The sequence below is a fragment of the Frateuria sp. YIM B11624 genome, from assembly GCF_049727805.1.
Lineage (GTDB): Bacteria > Pseudomonadota > Gammaproteobacteria > Xanthomonadales > Rhodanobacteraceae > Frateuria_A.
Genome location: NZ_JBCNYA010000009.1, coordinates 97,458 through 113,181, shown reverse-complemented (window position 1 = coordinate 113,181; position 15,724 = coordinate 97,458). Strand labels below are relative to the sequence as shown.

The window sequence follows — 15,724 nt, the reverse complement described above, 5'->3', positions numbered from 1 at the left end:
CCCGCCCGCCGCCCCGCAGGCTAGCTTTGGAACGACTGCGCCCGCGTGCGGTCGAAAACCGCCGGACCACCAGGAGTCTTCGCATGCAACCGTCCCCCCGTGCCCTGGCCTGCGCCGTGACCGCCGCGCTGGCGTTCGCGCCCCTGCATGCGCAGGAGGCCCCGGCCAGCGCGGCAAGTTCGGCGGCGCCGGCCGTGGCGTCCAGCGCACCCGACCGGGTGGACCTGGACGACGTGCGCAACTTCAGCCGCGTCTATGAGGTGATCCGTCAGGCCTACGTCGAGCCGGTCGACAACAAGACCCTGATGAAGGCTGCCATCAGCGGCATGCTGAGCGGACTGGATCCGCACAGCGAATACCTGGACAAGCAGGGCCTGGAGCAACTCTCCGAGGACACCACCGGCCAGTACAGCGGGCTGGGCATCGAGGTGCTGGAAGTCGACGGGGCGCTGCGCATTATCTCGCCGATCGACGACACGCCCGCCGCCCGTGCCGGCATCAAGCCCGGCGACACCATCGTCAAGATCGACGGCAAGGCGGTCGACCCGGACAACGTCGACGACATGTTCCGCCGGCTGCGCGGCGATCCGGGCAGCAAGGTCACCCTTACGATCCTGCACGAGAAGAGCGACCAGCCGGTCGACATGCACCTGGTGCGCGAGCGGATCTCGGTCACCAGCGTGAAGCTGCGCGAACTGGAGCCCGGCTACGTCTACATCCGTCTGAGCCAGTTCCAGGACGACACCGCCGGCGACCTGGAGAAGAAGTTCGCCGACTACGTGGCCAAGCACGGCCAGCCCAAGGGTGCGGTGCTCGACCTGCGCTCCAATCCGGGTGGCCTGCTCACCTCGGCGGTGGCGGTCAGCGACGACTTCCTCGACGCCGGCGGCATCGTCAGCACGCGCGGCCGGCTGGCCGATTCCAACCTCAAGTTCGCCGCGCATCCGGGCGATCTGTTGAACGGTGCGCCGATCGTGCTGCTGGCCGACAACGGCACCGCCTCGGCGGCCGAGATCGTCGCCGGCGCATTGAAGGACAATCACCGCGCGCTGATCGTAGGCCGGCGCACCTTCGGCAAGGGGGTGGTGCAGACCGTGCTGCCGCTGGATGCCGACCACGCGGTCAAGCTCACCACCGCGCGCTACTACACGCCCAACGGCACCTCGATCCAGGCCGAGGGCATCAAGCCCGACATCGCGCTGGCCGACCTCACCGTCAATCCGGCCGACAACGGGCCGGAGCTGATCAATTCCGAAGCGGACCTCAGGCACCACCTGGCCAACGAGAACGCCGCCGCCGGCCAGGACATCGACAACGACGGCAGCGCCGAGAATGCCAAGCTGGCCACCGAGGACTACACGCTGGCGCAGGCGTTGAACATCCTCAAGGGATTGGCGCTGGGGCATCGCGCGAGCGTCGCGAAGTAGTGCTTCAGCTCCCTCTCCCCTGCGGGGAGAGGGCTGGGGTGAGGGGTCGGGGCTCGCCCGAAACTCTGACCGGGCGACCTTTGCTGATGCATTGGTGAAAAGCGCCGGCTCGCCCCACATTACCCGCAAGCCTGGTCCCCCTCACCCCGACCCTCTCCCCTGCGGGGAGAGGGAGCTAAAGCGTTACTCGGTCGTCGCCTCGCGCGGCTTGACCAGCCAGCGCACCGCCAGCACGCCCAGCTCGTAGAGCAGGCACATCGGCACGGCCAGCATGATCATCGAGGTGATGTCCGGCGGCGTGATCACCGCGGCGATGGCGAATGCGCCGACGATGGCGTAGCGGCGCATGCTGCGCAGCTTGGCCACGTCCACCACGCCCACTGCGGCCAGGATCACCACCGCCACCGGCACCTCGAAGCACAGGCCGAAGGCGAAGAACATCAGCATCACGAAGTCGAGGTAATGCGTGATGTCGGTCATCATCTCCACGCCCACCGGGGTCACCGCGGTGAGGAAGCGGAACGCTGCCGGCAGCACCAGGAAGTAGGCGAACGCGCAGCCGATGTAGAACAGCACCAGCGCCGCCAGCAGCAGCGGACGCGCCAGGCGCTTCTCGTGCCGGTACAGGCCCGGGCTGACGAACGCCCACAGCTGGTAGAGGATCACCGGCATGCTGATGAACAGCGACGTGTAGAAGGCGAGCTTGAGCGGCGTGATGAACGGGCTGGCGACCTCGGTGGCGATCAGGTGCGCGCCCTGCGGCAACCGCGCCACCAGCGGCTCGGCCAGCAGCGAGTAGAGCCGGTTGGCGAAGGGGATCAGCGCCAGCAGCACCACCAGCACCATCGCACACGACTTGATCAGCCGCGAGCGCAGCTCGATCAGGTGCGAGAACAGGCCCTGCTGCAGGTCGAGCTGCGGCTCGGGCTCAGGCGAGGCCATGCGGATGTTCCTTCACCGGGGCATGCTCCGGATCGTCGGCGAACAGGTCGCCGGTGCGGGTGTCGCGCTCGGGCGGCGCATCGAGCAGGTCGGGCCCGGCATCCGTCTCGTCGATCGGGTCCGGCGTCGCCTCCGCCGGGCTTTCGTCTGCCGGTACGGCGGCCACCGCACCAACGGCTTCGCGCACCTCGCGGGCAGTGGCGTTCATCTGCGCCTGCGCGGCCTCGGCGCGCGCGGCGGCCTCGCGCGCGGTGCGCTTGATTTCCTCCACCTGCAGCTCGCGCTCGACCTCGGCGCGCACGCTGTCCCAGCTGTTGCGCACGCGCCGCACCAGCGCGCCGGCGGTGCGCGCGGCGCCAGGCAGCTTCTCCGGGCCGAGCACGAGCAGCGCGATGAGCGCCAGCAGCAGCAGCTTGCCGAAGCTGATCTCGATCATGGCCGCGCCACCGCGCGCTTACTTGGTTTCGCTGGTGTCGCGCGCCTTGCTGGCGGTGCCTTCCGAAGCGGGCGGATCGGCGCGCAGCTGCTCCTGCGCCTTGCGCTTGGCCTCGTCCTCGTCCTCGTCGCCCTGCATGGCCTTCTTGAAGCCGCGCACGGCGTTGCCAAGATCAGGTCCGATCTTGGAGAGCTTGCTGGTGCCGAAGATCACCAGCACCACGATCAGCAGGATGATCCAATGCCAAAAACTGTCCAGACCCATGACTTCAAACCTCGCACGGACTTTTGTCCGAAAACCGTTGGGTTGCAGGCGCTATGCCAGCAACGGGATCAACGCGCAGTGTACTCCTCGAGCTGGTCGCGAAAGTCCACGACCGGCCCCGGCACGTTGTTCACGCCGCCCTCGAAGATGCGCCTGGGCGTGATGCCCGCGCCGTACGCCGCTGCGTTGGCATCGTAGTCGATGCGCAGCACCGAGCCATCCAGCGCGACGCCGGCGAACAGGCCGCGCGAGCGCGAGTAGGAGTAGATCTCCGCCTTCATCTGCGAATCGGTCGCGGCGCTGGCGGTGCGCCCGACCGGACCGGCCGCCGCCGCGGCATCGGCGCCGAGGGTGAACTTGCCGTTGACGATCGAGTCGACGCCGCGCTGCGTGCGGAAGACCAGGATCACGTCGGTCGAGGACACGCCCGCCTGGAAGCCCACGCTGCCGCCGGTCAGGGTGATGAAGCTGGGGTTGGACCAGGTGCCGTCCGGGCTCTTCACCGAGATCAGCCCTTCGCCGCGGCGGCCGCCGAAGATGAAGCCGGCTTTCACCATGTCCGGAATCACCGCGATCGCCTTGGCGTTCTGCAGCAGGTCCTTCGGAATGGCCTTGTCGGGCGCCTGCATGATCTCGCGCAGCACGCGCACGCTGTTCTGCGCGCGAACCAGCGGCGGATCCTCCGCCTGGGCGGCCACCGCCGGCAGCAGCAGGGCCAGTGCGATCAGCGAGCAACGACGCAATGCCTTGAACATGGGTACTCCTCCGCATGGGGGGATGGGGAGCCTGGGCGGTGGAAACGCCCGAGGCGAAAAGTTCGCTGTGCGAGGCGGGATTTTCGTCGGCTCGCCGGCCCATGGTGGTTCCATGGGTCAAGAGCCGGCGGAAATCCTGACCGCGCAGCGGGCTTTGCAGCCCGGGCGGCTTCCGCCGCCCAGGCTCCTGGGTGCGGCAACCGCGCCGGCGGCGCGCCCGGCGGCCTGTGGCAGACTCCACCGCCTGCACGCCGTCTTCCGCCACGATGCCACAGCCCGACCACTATACCGACCCTTCAGACCGCGCCCCTGACCGGAACGTTCAGGCAGGCGCGGCCGGCGAGACCGGCGTGCTGCTGGTCAACCTGGGCACGCCCGAGGCGCCGACGGCGCGTGCGCTCAGGCCTTATTTGGCCGAGTTCCTGTCCGACCGCCGCGTGATCGACTACCCGCGTTGGCGATGGTGGCCGATCCTGCAGGTGATCCTGGCGATCCGCCCGCGCCGTTCCGCGCACGCCTATGCGCGGATCTGGACCGAGGCCGGCTCGCCGCTGCGCGTGCTGAGCGAAGCGCTGGCCGGCGCGCTGCAGGCCGAGCTGGCCGGCCAGGCGCGGGTGGCGCTGGCGATGCGCTACGGCGCACCGTCGGTCGCCGCGGCGATCGCCGGACTGCAGGCCGCCGGCGTGCGCCGGCTGCTGGTGCTGCCGCTGTATCCGCAGTTCTCGGCCACCTCCACGGGCTCGGTGATCGACGCCGTGGCCGACGCGCTCAAGCAGCTGCGCTGGCCGCCGGAGCTGAGATTGATCAACGACTATCACGACGATCCGGCGCACGTCGAGGCGCTGGCGCGGCGGATCGAGCGCTGGTGGGAAACGCACGGCCGCGGCGACAAGCTGCTGCTTTCCTTCCACGGCATTCCGGAGCGCTATGTGCGCCTGGGCGATCCCTACCTGGCGCAGTGCCAGGCGACCACGGCGCGGCTGCGCGAGCGGCTGGGACTGGACGAGACGCAGTTGCTGCTGAGCTTCCAGTCGCGCGTGGGCCGCGAGCCGTGGCTGCAGCCGTACACCGACGCCACCGTGCGCCGGCTCGCCGGCGAGGGCGTCCAGCGGCTGGACGTGGCCTGCCCCGGCTTTGCGGTCGACTGCCTGGAGACGCTGGAGGAGATCGCCATGCAGAACCGCGACTTCTTCCTCGCCGCCGGGGGCCAGGAGGTGCGCTACATCCCCGCGCTCAACGATTCGCCCGAACAGGTGGCGAGCCTGGCGGCGATCGTTCGTCGCCACGCGCAGGGCTGGCCCGGCTTCGCACCAGCGGATCGCCGTCCGCTTCCGTAGGGTGGGCTTAAGCCCACCATGCTCTACGGCCACGCTCCAGACCACCGGCTGGTGGACTGAAGCCCACCCTACGGCGCTCTCGCAAAAGATCAGGAACGCGCTTGCGTCAGGCCGAGCCAGCGTTCGGCGCACGCCAGCACGCCGGCTAGCGGCGTACGCAGCAGCAGTGCGCCCAGGGCCAGGCCCAGCGCGTCGGCGGCCAGATCCCACACGCTTGCGTCCTCGGGGTCGTGCGGCCACTGCGCACACTCGATGAGCAGGCCGAACACCAGGCAGGCGGCCGCCACGCCGAGGCGCTGGCGCGCGCGGTGATAGAGGTTGCCCCACCAACCCATCAGCATGGCGAAGGCGAGCACGTGCAGCAGCTTGTCGCCCTGCGGCAACGCCAGCGCCATCGCGTTGAGCTGCCGCGCGGCCGGCAACAGCGCAAGGGCCGCCACGGCCGCCATCAGCACCGCGCCCAGGGCCACCCAACCCATGCGCCACTGCGGTGCGGCTGCCGCACTCAAAGCCGCCCGCCCTGGTCGGCGGCGAGCAGCTCGGCGGCCAGCGGCAACACGTCCAGGCCGCGGGCGAACAGCATCGCCTGGAAACGCTCGCCCATCTGCTCGGGCATGGTCAGCCGACGGACTTCCTGGGCCAGCCGATGCCGCGCGAAGTCGTCGCCGGCCTGGGCGTGGGCCTGCTCGAACGCCGCCTGCAGCCCGCTGGCGAGCAGGAACTGCGCCTGCGGCAGGTAGGCGGCCACGCCGAAGCCGGCGCTGTTGCCGGCCTCGGCCAGCGCAGTGAAATCGACCGAGGCGGTCAGGTCGTTGAGGCCCGGCCAGTGCAGCGGATCGTTGTGCGCGTGGTGGCGGTAATGCGCCATCAGCGTGCCGTCGCTGCGCTCGGGCAGGTAGTACTCGCGGCGCACGTAGCCGTAGTCGACGAACAACATCACGCCGGCGGTGAGCGTGCCGGCCACCGCCTGGATCCAGTAGGGGAGCTGCGGCAGCACTTCGGAGCGATAGCCGTCGGCGAAGGGCTGGCCCAGGTCGCGTTCGAGATGGCGCACGGCACCGGCGACCAGCGCATCGGCGGGACGGTCGGTGCGCATCAGGCGGCCTTCGCCGTCGAGCGTCACGTGCTCCTCGTAGACCTCGCCCGCGCGCAGGGTGAAGCGCGTGGTCGGCAACGCGTCGACCACCTCGTTGGCGAACAGCACGCCGCGCCACTCGGCTTCCGGCGGGCGATCCAGCCAGGCCACGCGCGCGTTGAGCGCTTCGGGCAGCGCGGCGGCCAGGCGCTCGCGCTGGCGTTCGCGCAGGTCGGCGCTCGGCTCCAGGATCAGGTAGCGGCGCGGCAGCGTGCCGACAGCATCGAAGGCGCGCAGCGCGGCTTCGGCGAAGGCGCCGCTGCCGCCGCCGAGTTCCAGGAAATCCGCGTCGGCGCCCAGCATCGCCAGCACCGGCTGCACCGCATTGGCGACGCACTGCGCGAACAGCCCGCCCAGTTCCGGCGCCGTGACGAAGTCGCCGGCCTCGCCGAACTTGGTCTTGCCCGCGCTGTAGTAGCCCAGGCCCGGCGCGTACAGGCAGCGCTCCATGTACTGCGCGAACGGCATCGGGCCGTGCGAGGCGATCTGCGTGCGCAGCAGTTGCAGCAGGCGGTCGGAATGGGCGCGCTCGTCGGGGCCGGGGTCGGGGAGTCGGGAGGCCATGGCTTCGGGGGTGTGCAAAAGGTGCACAGGGTAGCCGATGCGGTGTGGGGGCTTTGTGCGGCGACATTGAAGCGATGCTGCGCGACCAAAGCATCAGCCTGAGGCGAGCCCCGGCCCCTCACCCCAACCCTCTCCCCGGAGGGGAGAGGGAGCAACAGCGGTGCTGTGTGGTGATCAGAAATCCTTCTGCAGGCTCAGGTACACCCCGCGGCGCGGCCCGAACTGCGGCGCGCCCACGCCGATGCCGCTGCCGTCGCGCAGCTCGTAGCTGCGGTCGAGCGCGTTGATCACCGCGAGCTGCGTGTGCAGGTCGCCGAAGCGGTCGAGGCTGAAGTCGTGCGCGAGGCTCAGGTTGAGCTGGAAGTACGCCGGGAGCGAGGCGCCGTTGGGCACCTCGCCGTCCTTGCGCAGGCCGCTGCCGAACAGGTAGTTGGCGCCCACGCGGGTCTTGTCCGAGAGCGCGTAGCTGACGCCGCCGGAGGACGAATACGCCTGGTCGTGGTCGAGGAAGATGTAGTGGTCGGCGACGTAGGCGAGATCGTCCGGGTCGAAGTTGTACTGGCTGGTGATGACCCGGCTGCCGATCGCCCGACTGGCCGCCAGGTTGAAGTAGGCGCTGAACGGGCCGCTGTCGTAGTTGGCGGTGAACTCCGCGCCCTTGATCCGCCCCTTGGCGTAGTTGAAGGTGGAGTACACCAGCGCGGCGCCGAACTGGCCTTCGTCCTGCAGGCGCTGCACCTTGCGGTAGTAGGTGTCCAGGCCCAGCGTGAGCGCTCCGAACTGCTGCTGCACGCCGACGTCGAAGTAGTCGCTGCGCTCGCTCAGCGGCGTGTTGTCGCCGTTGTCCGGCAGGGCGTTGGTCGTGCCCTCGAACCGCGCAATATTCGTCGTGGTGATCGCCTCGGTCGCCGGCGGCGTGAAGTAGCGGGAGTAGCCGGCGTGCAGCACCGTGCTGTCGGTCGCCTGGTACACCAGGCCCAGGCGCGGGCTGAGCTGGCTCTCGGTGCGGAATGCCTGGTAGCGGTCGCCGCGCAGGCCGTAGTTCACCGTCAACCTGTCGCCGATGCTCCACTCGTCCTGCAGATACGCCGACCACGTCCTGGCGGTCAGGCGGTTGCCGTCCGCGACGAGGATCGGCGTGGTGCTCGCCTGGTTGCCGTCGGCGTCGGTCGGGAACACGTAGGCGTCGTTGCGGCTCGGCGCGCGCTCGAAGCTGCCGTAGATGCCGTAGCGCAGCGTGTGGCTGGCGCCCAGCGGCGTGGCGAAGTCGGCCTGCAGGGTGCTGGCGCGGTTGCTGCGGTCGATGGTCGAGGCGACGCCGTTGAACATCAGGTCGCCGACCAGGTCAGGGCTGAACGCGAGGCTCGAATAGCGCTGGCCGAGCGCGACCTGGTAGTCGGTCGCGCCGAGCTTGCCCTGCAGCGAAAGCACGCCGAAGCGGGTGTTCTCGCGCTGGCGCTCGTCGAGCAGGGCGGAGTCGAAGTCCACGGTGTCCAGATAACCGAACTGCGGCGACTGTCCCGGATTGTTCGGGATCTCGAAGCGGTTGTTGCTGACCCCGAACAGCAGGCTCAGGCGCGTGTCGTCATCGATCAGGTAGGAGATGTCGCCGAAGCCCTTCACCTGGTTGGTGTGGTCATGGATCGGCTTGCGGCTGGCGGTGGGGTTTTCCACACCCACGTCGCTTTCCAGGTAGTTCGCGGTGAAGAAGTAGCTCCAGCGGTCGTTGCTGCCCCACAGCGAGGCGTTCGGATTGAGCATGCCGAACGAGCCGCCGGTGATGCCGACGCTGCCGCCGTCGCCGAGCTGGTGGCCGCTCTTGGTGGTGATGTCCACCACGGCGGCGGTGCGCAGGCCGTATTGCGCCGGCAGCGCGCCGTCGAGCAGCTTCACGTTCTGCACGGTGCGCGCATCCAGCGCCTGACCGAAGCCGGCGATCGATTCGGGGATGATCACGCCGTTGATGCGGTACTGCAGGTTGGCGTGGTCGCCGCGCACGTGCAGGCCGCCGTAGGAATCCTGCACCACGCCGGGCGCCTGCAGCACGACCTGGTTGAGCGGCGTGGACTCGCCCAGCGGCAATTGCCGGATCGCCTTCTCGTCGATCACGTACTGGCTGGAGCCGGTATCGGGCGACAGCGCGTTGCGCGAGCGGTCCAGCGCGGCGCTGACGTCGACCGTGTCCAGCTGGCGGACCTGCTGCGGGGCGACGGGCGCCGCCGTGTCGTCGGCGGCGAAGGCCGGGGCGGCGAGTGCCAGGGCAAGGCTGGCGGCGAGCAGGGTGCGGGTCATCATGGCTCCGTGGGCGGAAAGGAGTAGCGGCAGGAACGTTATATTATAACGTTACGTATCACCTGCGCCAAAAGTCATGCCCGCGCATGGCCTTCCGACCCATTCACGTACGCCCGGCCACACTGGCGCCCTCCGCTTGGAAGGACACACCATGGCCGAGCCGCCGATCCAGATCCCCGCCGTGCCCGCCACCGCCGACCACGGCCGCATCGCCACGGCGATCCTCGATTTCGCCAGCCAGATTCCCGGCAGCCAGGTCCATCGCGGCCTCCACCCGGAAGCAAAGGCCTGGGAACTGGCCCGCCAGGCCTCGCGCAAGGCGGCGCTCACCGCCGGCTCGCTGGCGCTGCCGCCCGGGCCGCTGGGCTGGCTGACCGTGCTGCCCGAGCTGGTGGCGATCTGGCGCATCCAGGCGCAGATGGTCAGCGACATCGCGGCGGCCTACGGCCAGCACGCCAGCCTGGGCCGCGAGCAGATGCTCTGGTGCCTGTTCCGTCACACCGCGGCGCAGGCGTTCCGCGACCTGGTGGTGCGGATGGGCGACCGGCTGCTGTTCCGCCAGCTCTCGGCCACGCTGGCCGAACGGGTGGCCAAGCGGATCGGCGTGAGCCTGTCGCAGCGTGCGGTCGGCGCCGGCATCTCGCGCTGGCTGCCGGTGATCGGCGCCGCCGGCGTGGGCGCCTACGCGTGGTACGACACGCGCAGCGTGGCGCGCACCGCGATGGAGCTGTTCGGCAGCGGCAGCCTGATCCGCACCGAACCGATCGACGCGGCGGACGACCCGATCCGGAACGATGTGATCCATGACGACGTGATCCAGGGTGACACGATCGAACCGGACGACGCGCGGCCCGGGCAGTGACGCCCTGCCCGCTTTGCGGCAAGCTCGCCGCATGGACACCGGACATCCACCCGTCGCACTGGTCACCGGCGCCGCACGCCGCGTCGGCGCCACCATCGCGCGCACCCTGCACGCGGCCGGCTACGACCTGGCGCTGCACTACCGCCACTCCGCCGGCGACGCCGATGCGCTGATCGCGGAACTGGAGCGCGTGCGCCCCGGCAGCACGCTGGGCGTGCAGGCCGACCTGGCCGATCTGGCTCAGCTACCCGCACTGGTGGAACAGGTGACGGTACGCTTCGGCCGGCTCGACGCGCTGGTCAACAATGCCTCGGCGTTCCATCCCACGCCGATCGGCAGCGCCACGCCGGCCCAGTGGAACGAGCTGTTCGCCTCCAACGCGCAGGCGCCGTTCTTCCTGGTCCAGGCCGCCTGTCCGGCGCTGCGCGAATCGCGCGGCGCGGTGGTCAACCTGGTCGACATCTACGCCGAGCGCGCGCTGCCGGAGCATCCGATCTACGTGATGGCCAAGGCTGCGCTGGCCGCGATGACGCGCACACTGGCGCAGGACCTGGCACCCGAGGTGCGCATCAACGGCGTCGCCCCCGGCGCGGTGATGTGGCCGGCCGAGGGCAAGGACTACGCCGATCGCGAGGCGCTGCTGGCGCGCACCCCGCTGCAGCGCGCCGGCACGCCGGAAGACGTCGCCTCCGCCGTGCTCTGGCTGCTGCGCGATGCGCCCTTCGTGACCGGACAGATCATCCGCGTCGACGGCGGGCGCACGCTCGCCGTATAGCGGCTACTTCTTCGCGCGGAACGCGCCCTGCAGCAACGCCGGCTCGAAGCCGGCGCCGACTTCGCCATCCTCGGCATAGCGGTACAGCGCAGCGGCGTAGATGCCCTGCAGCGATGCCTGCACCAGGCTCAGCAGCACCAGCGCGACCACCACCACGACCACCGCGGTCACCATCGCCGGCAGCGAGTGCAGCGCGACGGCGCCACCGATCAACAGCGCACCGAGCAGCATGGCGAGGAAGGTCATCAGCCCGAACGCCGCGCCCAGTCCCACGTTGCCGATCAGGTTCTCGCCCCAGGTGCGCTTGAGCAGCTCCACGCTGCGCTTGACCGCATCCACCGGCCCCACGTCCTGGCTGGCCAGCACCGGCACCACCAGGAAGGTCGCCACGGTCCATGCTAAGCCGAGCAGGCCGACGACCAGCCGCCCGATGAGTCCCAGCCGTTCCTGCAACGCGCGCAGGACCAGGCCCACGGTGGCGGCGATCAGCGCGTAGCCGAGGATGCTCGCCCAGCGCGAGCGCGCCAGCGCCAGGCCATCGGACAGGCTGGTCGGCTCGCCGCGCAGGTGGCGCAGCGCGCAGCCGGCCAGCGCAGTGTTGAAGAACACGATGACGAAGTACTGCACCAGGTAGAAGGCGAACATCAGCAGCCAGGTAGCTGGCGACCAGCGGTCGTGGTCGAGCGCCTGACCATCGCTGGCGATCACCGCCAGCGCCACCGGCAGCAGGAAACTCGCCGCCACCACCAGCGAGCACAATCCCGACAGCAACGGAAAGGCGAGCAGCGCCTTGTCCGAGCGCAGCACCGCGGCGCTCGCCTTCATCAACCCCCAACTGCGTGCAAACTTGCCGGCCATGCCTGTCCCCCTTCCGTGAATGCCAGGCGCCTTTCTAGCACCCGGCCGAGCGGGCCGACAGTGGCGCCTGCAACGGCGATTTTCTACAGGGACATCGGTTCCAGCGGTTCGCTTTGCTGCGGAAAGGCCGCCCACAGTTCGGCCATGCTGTGTCCGCTCAGCGGGTGGCGCAGCTGCGGCGCGATGTCGGCCAGCGGCCTGAGCACGAAGGCGTGCTTCAGCTCGGTGCGCGGGATCTGCAGGTGGCCGGGACCGTCGATGACGCGCTGGTCGTACAGCACGATGTCGACGTCCAACGTGCGGTCCGCATAGCGCGGCACGTCGCGGCGCCGGCCGTGGCGATCCTCCAGCGCGTGCAGCCAGTCGTTCAGCGCTTCGGGTTCCAATTCGGTGTCCAGCGCCACCGCCAGGTTGACGAAGTCGGCGCCGTCGAAGCCGACGGCGCGGCTGCGGTACGCCGGCGACACCTCGATCGCGCCGAAGCGCGCGCGCAATTCATCCAGCGCCGCGCGCAGGTGCCGCCGTGGTTCGAGGTTGGAACCCAGGCTGAGGTAGGCGCGGGTCACGGCCGGGTGCCGCGCTCGATGCGCACGCCCACCGCACGCGCGCCGCGCACGGCGCCGGGCTTGGACAGTTTCAGGCGCACCCAGGCCACGCCGAACTCCTCGCGGATGATCGCCGCGCAGCGCTCGGCCAGCGTCTCGACCAGGCCGAAGCTGGAGCTGCCGACGTACTCGATCAGCCGCTTGGAAATATCCTTGTAGTTGAGCGTGAGCGCGATGTCGTCGCTGGCCGCCGGCACGGTATTGTCGAACGCCATCTCGATGTCGAAGGCGAGCGTCTGCCGCACGCGCCGCTCCCAGTCGTAGATGCCGATCACCGCGTCGATGCGCAGGTCTTCGATGAAAACGATGTCCATCGCGTCAGTCTAGGACATGTGGCGGCGCAGCCTGGCGCCGCCAGGCCGGTGACGTCCCCTACACCGGCTGCAGGCTTTCGAGATCCCACCGCGGCGATACCCGCACCGCCTCGTCCTGGCCCTGTCCCGCGGCCAGCCGGATCGCCCCGGCCAGCGCAATCATCGCGCCGTTGTCGGTGCAGAACTGCAGCCGCGGGAAATAGGTGCGAAAGCCATCCTGCTGGCCGGCCGCCGCCAACGTCTCGCGCAGGCGCCGGTTGGCGCCGACGCCGCCGGCGATCACCAGTCGCGTCGTGCCGGTGGCCTCCAGCGCCCGGCGGCACTTGATCACCAGCGTGTCGACGATGGCTTCCTCGAAACCGCGCGCGACGTCGGCGCGGGTCTGTTCGGACTGGTCGGACTGCTGCCAGGCCAGCAGGACCTGCGTTTTCAGGCCCGAGAAACTGAAATCCAGCCCCGGCCGGTCGGTCATCGGGCGGGAGAAGCGGAACGCGCCGGGCCGGCCCTGCTCGGCCAGCTTGGCCAGCGCCGGGCCACCGGGATACGGCAGGCCCATCAGCTTGGCGGTCTTGTCGAACGCCTCGCCGGCGGCGTCGTCCAGGGTGTCGCCCAGGATGCGGTAGGAGCCGATCGCGGCCACCTCGACCAGCATGGAATGTCCGCCGGACACCAGCAGCGCCACGAACGGCGGCTCGGGCGGGTCGGCTTCCAGCAGCGGCGCCAGCAGGTGGCCTTCCATGTGGTGCACGCCGATCGCCGGCACGCCCAGCGCCCAGGCCAGCGCCCGCGCCGCCGCCGCGCCGACCAGCAGCGCGCCGACCAGGCCGGGACCGGCGGTGTAGGCCACGCCGCCGAGGTCGCTGGGAGTCATGCCCGCCTGCGCCAGCGCCTCGCGCACCAGCGGCAGCAGCTTGCGCACGTGGTCGCGGCTGGCCAGTTCCGGCACCACGCCGCCGTAGTCGGCGTGCAGCTTGACCTGGCTGTACAGGGCGTGCGCCACCAGGCCGCTGCCGGGCGCCTCGGGCACCCAGCGCAGGATCGCGACGCCGGTCTCGTCGCAGGAGCTTTCCACGCCGAGGACGGGCTTGCCGGGCAGGTTTGAAAGTTGGCTGGTATGCACGCTATACTTCGCGGCTCGCCCTATTCCTTAAGGCGCGCCAGGTTGGCGGGCCAGTTTACCACTCGGAGTTTTCATGCCCAGCGTCAAAGTCCGCGAGAACGAGCCGTTCGAGCTTGCCCTGCGCCGCTTCAAGCGTACCTGCGAAAAGGCCGGCGTCCTGGCCGAGACCCGCAAGCGCGAGTTCTACGAGAAGCCGACCCAGGAGCGCAAGCGCAAGCGTGCCGCCGCGGTGAAGCGCCACCTGCGCCGCCTCTCGCGCGACGTCTCGCGCAAGACCCGGATGTATTGATCCCCGTCGCCGCTGCGTAGCGCGCGGCACGGTGGTTTGACATCCCGAGGCCGGTGTCGCCCCATGGCGACACCGGCCTTTCGCGTTTCCGGAGACAGCCCATGAGCCTCAAGCAGCGCATCACCGACGACATGAAGGCCGCCATGCGCGGCGGCGAGAAGGACCGCCTGGCGGTGATCCGGCTGATCCTCGCCGCGATCAAGCAGCGCGAGGTGGACGAGCGCATCGAGCTGGACGAGGCGCAGACCCTCGCCGTGCTGGAAAAGATGCTCAAGCAGCGGCGCGATTCGATCGTGCAGTATGACGCCGCCGGCCGGGTCGACCTGGCCGACGTCGAGCGCGCCGAAATGGTGGTGATCGAGGCCTACCTGCCGGCCAAGCTTTCCGAGGCCGAGATCGACGCACTCATCGACGCGGCCATCACGCAGACCGGTGCCAGCTCGCAGCGCGACATGGGCAAGGTGGTCGGCGTGGTCAAGCAGAACGCCGCCGGGCGCGCCGACATGGCGCAGGTATCCGCGCGGATCAAGGCGCGCCTGGGCGGCTGACGTTGCGCTTCCCCTCCCTTCCGGGGAGAGGGAGCCAGAGCTGCCCTCACGCCGTGCACAGCGAGCTGATGCGCAGCATTCACGCCCCATCGCCTACAACGACCGGGCGCCGCCTGATCGGAGGCATCCGCCACCGGCCGCGCGGCACGGGAGAAGCGGCATGCTGAAGTGGGCCATCATCTTCGCCATCATCTCGCTGGTCACCGGCTGGCTCGGTTTCGGCGGCATCTCGGGTGTCACCGCGACCATCGCCAAGGTGCTGTTCGCGATCTTCGTGATCCTGTTCATCATCGCCCTGCTGGCGGTGATCGGCGTGTTCCACATCCTGTAGCGGACCTAACCACCGGGCGGCGCACCTGCCGCCCGGTGGCCAGCCTCGGGTTGCGCGGAGCGGACAGACGGCCGATCAGTCCAGCGCCCGCTCCATCCGCCGATGGTCCGGCACCGCCGCCTGGTCCCTGGCCAGTTGCGACCGCCGTTCCGCCGTCACCCTGAAACCCAGCCGCTCGTACAACGCCTGTGCGCGCGGATTGCCCACGGCGACGTCCAGCACCAGGCGCTGCTTCCCCTGCACCCGGCCCTGGGCGACCAGGTACTCGATCAGCTGCCGTCCGATGCCCTGCCCGCGCAGCGCCGGCACCACGCCCAGGTGCGCCAGGTAGTGCAACCGCCGCTCCGGCGGCGGGATCACCCGCTCGACCCTTAGCCCACGCATGATCACACCCGGCGCGTAGCGCGGTCCGTAGTGCGCCAGGATCTGCCGGGCCGCCGCCAGCATGAACGCCAGGCTCGATTCGCCGCCGTAGCCAGCCCCGACCGCCACCACTTCGCCGTCGAGCTCGCCGACCCAATGGTTGCGCCAACCGAATTCCCCGGCGCCGTCAACGAAGGCACGCCGCAGGAACTCCTGCGCGGTGGCATGCCCGTCCACCACGAACACGTAATCGAACGCCGCCGGGCCGGAGCTGTAGATCAGCGGTACCGCGGCAGCCGCGTCGGCAGGTGCCGCCTGGCGGAAGCCGAGCGCTGTTGGACCGTTTCCAGACATTCACGTCCTCCCCTGTTGCGCTTCGCTCGCGCCGGGAGGCCACCCGGTCGCGCCGACCGGGATACCGGCATGCGCACATTCCTCGGCAGCCGTTGACCGAGGCATATTGCCGCAGCATGCGGGAAACGCCTGCCTTGAAGCACGACGCGCCAC

At 69.8% G+C, this 15,724-nt stretch carries 18 protein-coding genes and 1 pseudogene; 7 read left to right on the top strand and 12 right to left on the bottom strand.

The features are described from left to right. Positions 1-83: 83 nt before the first annotated feature. The gene (locus tag AAIL17_RS06630) at positions 84-1,427 is read left to right on the top strand and encodes a S41 family peptidase (RefSeq protein ID WP_424682034.1); all 1,344 of its coding nucleotides are present in this window, start codon (positions 84-86) and stop codon (positions 1,425-1,427) included. Positions 1,428-1,610: 183 nt separating this feature from the next. Here the strand turns inward: AAIL17_RS06630 and tatC are convergent, their stop codons facing one another. The 4 genes and pseudogenes from tatC to AAIL17_RS06610 form a co-directional block, all read right to left on the bottom strand. Continuing rightward, a complete protein-coding gene (tatC, locus tag AAIL17_RS06625) occupies positions 1,611-2,369 on the bottom strand; it encodes a twin-arginine translocase subunit TatC (protein ID WP_424682033.1) in 759 nt (252 codons plus the stop codon). Continuing rightward, the gene (gene tatB / locus AAIL17_RS06620) at positions 2,356-2,805 is read right to left on the bottom strand and encodes a Sec-independent protein translocase protein TatB (RefSeq protein ID WP_424682032.1); all 450 of its coding nucleotides are present in this window, start codon (positions 2,803-2,805) and stop codon (positions 2,356-2,358) included. The genes tatC and tatB overlap by 14 nt, the downstream gene beginning before the upstream one ends. Before the next feature lie 18 nt (positions 2,806-2,823). Next, on the bottom strand, positions 2,824-3,069 hold the full coding sequence (gene tatA / locus AAIL17_RS06615) for a twin-arginine translocase TatA/TatE family subunit (RefSeq protein ID WP_424682031.1): 246 nt from the start codon (positions 3,067-3,069) through the stop codon (positions 2,824-2,826). Between the two features lie 71 nt (positions 3,070-3,140). After that, positions 3,141-3,824: pseudogene (locus AAIL17_RS06610) on the bottom strand (lipid-binding SYLF domain-containing protein); the annotation flags it as partial. 266 nt (positions 3,825-4,090) lie between these two features. Here AAIL17_RS06610 and hemH point away from each other — a divergent pair. Next, a complete protein-coding gene (hemH, locus tag AAIL17_RS06605; RefSeq protein WP_424682030.1) occupies positions 4,091-5,161 on the top strand; it encodes a ferrochelatase in 1,071 nt (356 codons plus the stop codon). Positions 5,162-5,250: 89 nt separating this feature from the next. Here hemH and AAIL17_RS06600 read toward each other — a convergent pair whose 3' ends face one another. The 3 genes from AAIL17_RS06600 to AAIL17_RS06590 all read right to left on the bottom strand — a co-directional run bounded on the left by AAIL17_RS06600 (position 5,251) and on the right by AAIL17_RS06590 (position 9,152). Beyond that, entirely contained in the window at positions 5,251-5,640 is a 390-nt protein-coding gene (locus AAIL17_RS06600) for a VanZ family protein (protein WP_424682029.1), read from the bottom strand. A gap of 26 nt (positions 5,641-5,666) precedes the next feature. Next, on the bottom strand, positions 5,667-6,860 hold the full coding sequence (locus tag AAIL17_RS06595) for a class I SAM-dependent methyltransferase (RefSeq protein ID WP_424682028.1): 1,194 nt from the start codon (positions 6,858-6,860) through the stop codon (positions 5,667-5,669). Positions 6,861-7,034: 174 nt separating this feature from the next. Further along, positions 7,035-9,152 (bottom strand): TonB-dependent receptor, encoded by a 2,118-nt coding sequence (locus AAIL17_RS06590; RefSeq protein ID WP_424682027.1) that lies wholly within the window; start codon positions 9,150-9,152, stop codon positions 7,035-7,037. A 151-nt stretch (positions 9,153-9,303) separates the two neighbouring features. Between AAIL17_RS06590 and AAIL17_RS06585 the strand changes: the two genes are divergently transcribed. Together AAIL17_RS06585 and AAIL17_RS06580 are read left to right on the top strand one after the other, a co-directional pair. Continuing rightward, positions 9,304-10,014 carry a hypothetical protein gene (locus AAIL17_RS06585; RefSeq protein ID WP_424682026.1) on the top strand — a complete coding sequence of 237 codons (711 nt, stop codon included), beginning with the start codon at positions 9,304-9,306 and terminating at the stop codon, positions 10,012-10,014. Between the two features lie 31 nt (positions 10,015-10,045). Then, positions 10,046-10,789 (top strand): pteridine reductase, encoded by a 744-nt coding sequence (locus tag AAIL17_RS06580; RefSeq protein WP_424682025.1) that lies wholly within the window; start codon positions 10,046-10,048, stop codon positions 10,787-10,789. 3 nt (positions 10,790-10,792) lie between these two features. Here AAIL17_RS06580 and AAIL17_RS06575 read toward each other — a convergent pair whose 3' ends face one another. The 4 genes from AAIL17_RS06575 to tsaD form a co-directional block, all read right to left on the bottom strand. Continuing rightward, the gene (locus tag AAIL17_RS06575; protein WP_424682024.1) at positions 10,793-11,647 is read right to left on the bottom strand and encodes a DUF6159 family protein; all 855 of its coding nucleotides are present in this window, start codon (positions 11,645-11,647) and stop codon (positions 10,793-10,795) included. Positions 11,648-11,730: 83 nt separating this feature from the next. After that, complete coding sequence (gene folK, locus AAIL17_RS06570; RefSeq protein ID WP_424682023.1) at positions 11,731-12,213, bottom strand: 2-amino-4-hydroxy-6-hydroxymethyldihydropteridine diphosphokinase; 483 nt, start codon at positions 12,211-12,213, stop codon at positions 11,731-11,733. Further along, positions 12,210-12,566 (bottom strand): dihydroneopterin aldolase, encoded by a 357-nt coding sequence (gene folB, locus AAIL17_RS06565; protein ID WP_424682022.1) that lies wholly within the window; start codon positions 12,564-12,566, stop codon positions 12,210-12,212. Before folB ends, folK begins: the two co-directional genes overlap by 4 nt. Before the next feature lie 58 nt (positions 12,567-12,624). After that, positions 12,625-13,686 (bottom strand): tRNA (adenosine(37)-N6)-threonylcarbamoyltransferase complex transferase subunit TsaD, encoded by a 1,062-nt coding sequence (tsaD, locus tag AAIL17_RS06560; protein WP_424682021.1) that lies wholly within the window; start codon positions 13,684-13,686, stop codon positions 12,625-12,627. A 73-nt stretch (positions 13,687-13,759) separates the two neighbouring features. Between tsaD and rpsU the strand changes: the two genes are divergently transcribed. The 3 genes from rpsU to AAIL17_RS06545 all read left to right on the top strand — a co-directional run bounded on the left by rpsU (position 13,760) and on the right by AAIL17_RS06545 (position 14,854). Next, a complete protein-coding gene (gene rpsU / locus AAIL17_RS06555) occupies positions 13,760-13,975 on the top strand; it encodes a 30S ribosomal protein S21 (protein ID WP_055999514.1) in 216 nt (71 codons plus the stop codon). A gap of 101 nt (positions 13,976-14,076) precedes the next feature. After that, positions 14,077-14,523 (top strand): GatB/YqeY domain-containing protein, encoded by a 447-nt coding sequence (locus AAIL17_RS06550; RefSeq protein ID WP_424682020.1) that lies wholly within the window; start codon positions 14,077-14,079, stop codon positions 14,521-14,523. A 160-nt stretch (positions 14,524-14,683) separates the two neighbouring features. Then, positions 14,684-14,854 carry a DUF1328 domain-containing protein gene (locus AAIL17_RS06545; RefSeq protein ID WP_424682019.1) on the top strand — a complete coding sequence of 57 codons (171 nt, stop codon included), beginning with the start codon at positions 14,684-14,686 and terminating at the stop codon, positions 14,852-14,854. Positions 14,855-14,929: 75 nt separating this feature from the next. Here the strand turns inward: AAIL17_RS06545 and AAIL17_RS06540 are convergent, their stop codons facing one another. Continuing rightward, complete coding sequence (locus tag AAIL17_RS06540) at positions 14,930-15,571, bottom strand: GNAT family N-acetyltransferase (RefSeq protein ID WP_424682018.1); 642 nt, start codon at positions 15,569-15,571, stop codon at positions 14,930-14,932. Positions 15,572-15,724: the final 153 nt, after the last annotated feature.

Bases quoted from the DNA above. Each gene is read 5' to 3' on its own strand.
- AAIL17_RS06630 (WP_424682034.1), top strand. From the start codon at position 84: ATGCAACCGTCCCCCCGTGCCCTGGCCTGCGCCGTGACCGCCGCGCTG.
- tatC (WP_424682033.1), bottom strand. From the start codon at position 2,369: ATGGCCTCGCCTGAGCCCGAGCCGCAGCTCGACCTGCAGCAGGGCCTG.
- tatB (WP_424682032.1), bottom strand. From the start codon at position 2,805: ATGATCGAGATCAGCTTCGGCAAGCTGCTGCTGCTGGCGCTCATCGCG.
- tatA (WP_424682031.1), bottom strand. From the start codon at position 3,069: ATGGGTCTGGACAGTTTTTGGCATTGGATCATCCTGCTGATCGTGGTG.
- hemH (WP_424682030.1), top strand. From the start codon at position 4,091: ATGCCACAGCCCGACCACTATACCGACCCTTCAGACCGCGCCCCTGAC.
- AAIL17_RS06600 (WP_424682029.1), bottom strand. From the start codon at position 5,640: ATGGGTTGGGTGGCCCTGGGCGCGGTGCTGATGGCGGCCGTGGCGGCC.
- AAIL17_RS06595 (WP_424682028.1), bottom strand. From the start codon at position 6,860: ATGGCCTCCCGACTCCCCGACCCCGGCCCCGACGAGCGCGCCCATTCC.
- AAIL17_RS06590 (WP_424682027.1), bottom strand. From the start codon at position 9,152: ATGACCCGCACCCTGCTCGCCGCCAGCCTTGCCCTGGCACTCGCCGCC.
- AAIL17_RS06585 (WP_424682026.1), top strand. From the start codon at position 9,304: ATGGCCGAGCCGCCGATCCAGATCCCCGCCGTGCCCGCCACCGCCGAC.
- AAIL17_RS06580 (WP_424682025.1), top strand. From the start codon at position 10,046: ATGGACACCGGACATCCACCCGTCGCACTGGTCACCGGCGCCGCACGC.
- AAIL17_RS06575 (WP_424682024.1), bottom strand. From the start codon at position 11,647: ATGGCCGGCAAGTTTGCACGCAGTTGGGGGTTGATGAAGGCGAGCGCC.
- folB (WP_424682022.1), bottom strand. From the start codon at position 12,566: ATGGACATCGTTTTCATCGAAGACCTGCGCATCGACGCGGTGATCGGC.
- rpsU (WP_055999514.1), top strand. From the start codon at position 13,760: ATGCCCAGCGTCAAAGTCCGCGAGAACGAGCCGTTCGAGCTTGCCCTG.
- AAIL17_RS06550 (WP_424682020.1), top strand. From the start codon at position 14,077: ATGAGCCTCAAGCAGCGCATCACCGACGACATGAAGGCCGCCATGCGC.
- AAIL17_RS06545 (WP_424682019.1), top strand. From the start codon at position 14,684: ATGCTGAAGTGGGCCATCATCTTCGCCATCATCTCGCTGGTCACCGGC.
- AAIL17_RS06540 (WP_424682018.1), bottom strand. From the start codon at position 15,571: ATGTCTGGAAACGGTCCAACAGCGCTCGGCTTCCGCCAGGCGGCACCT.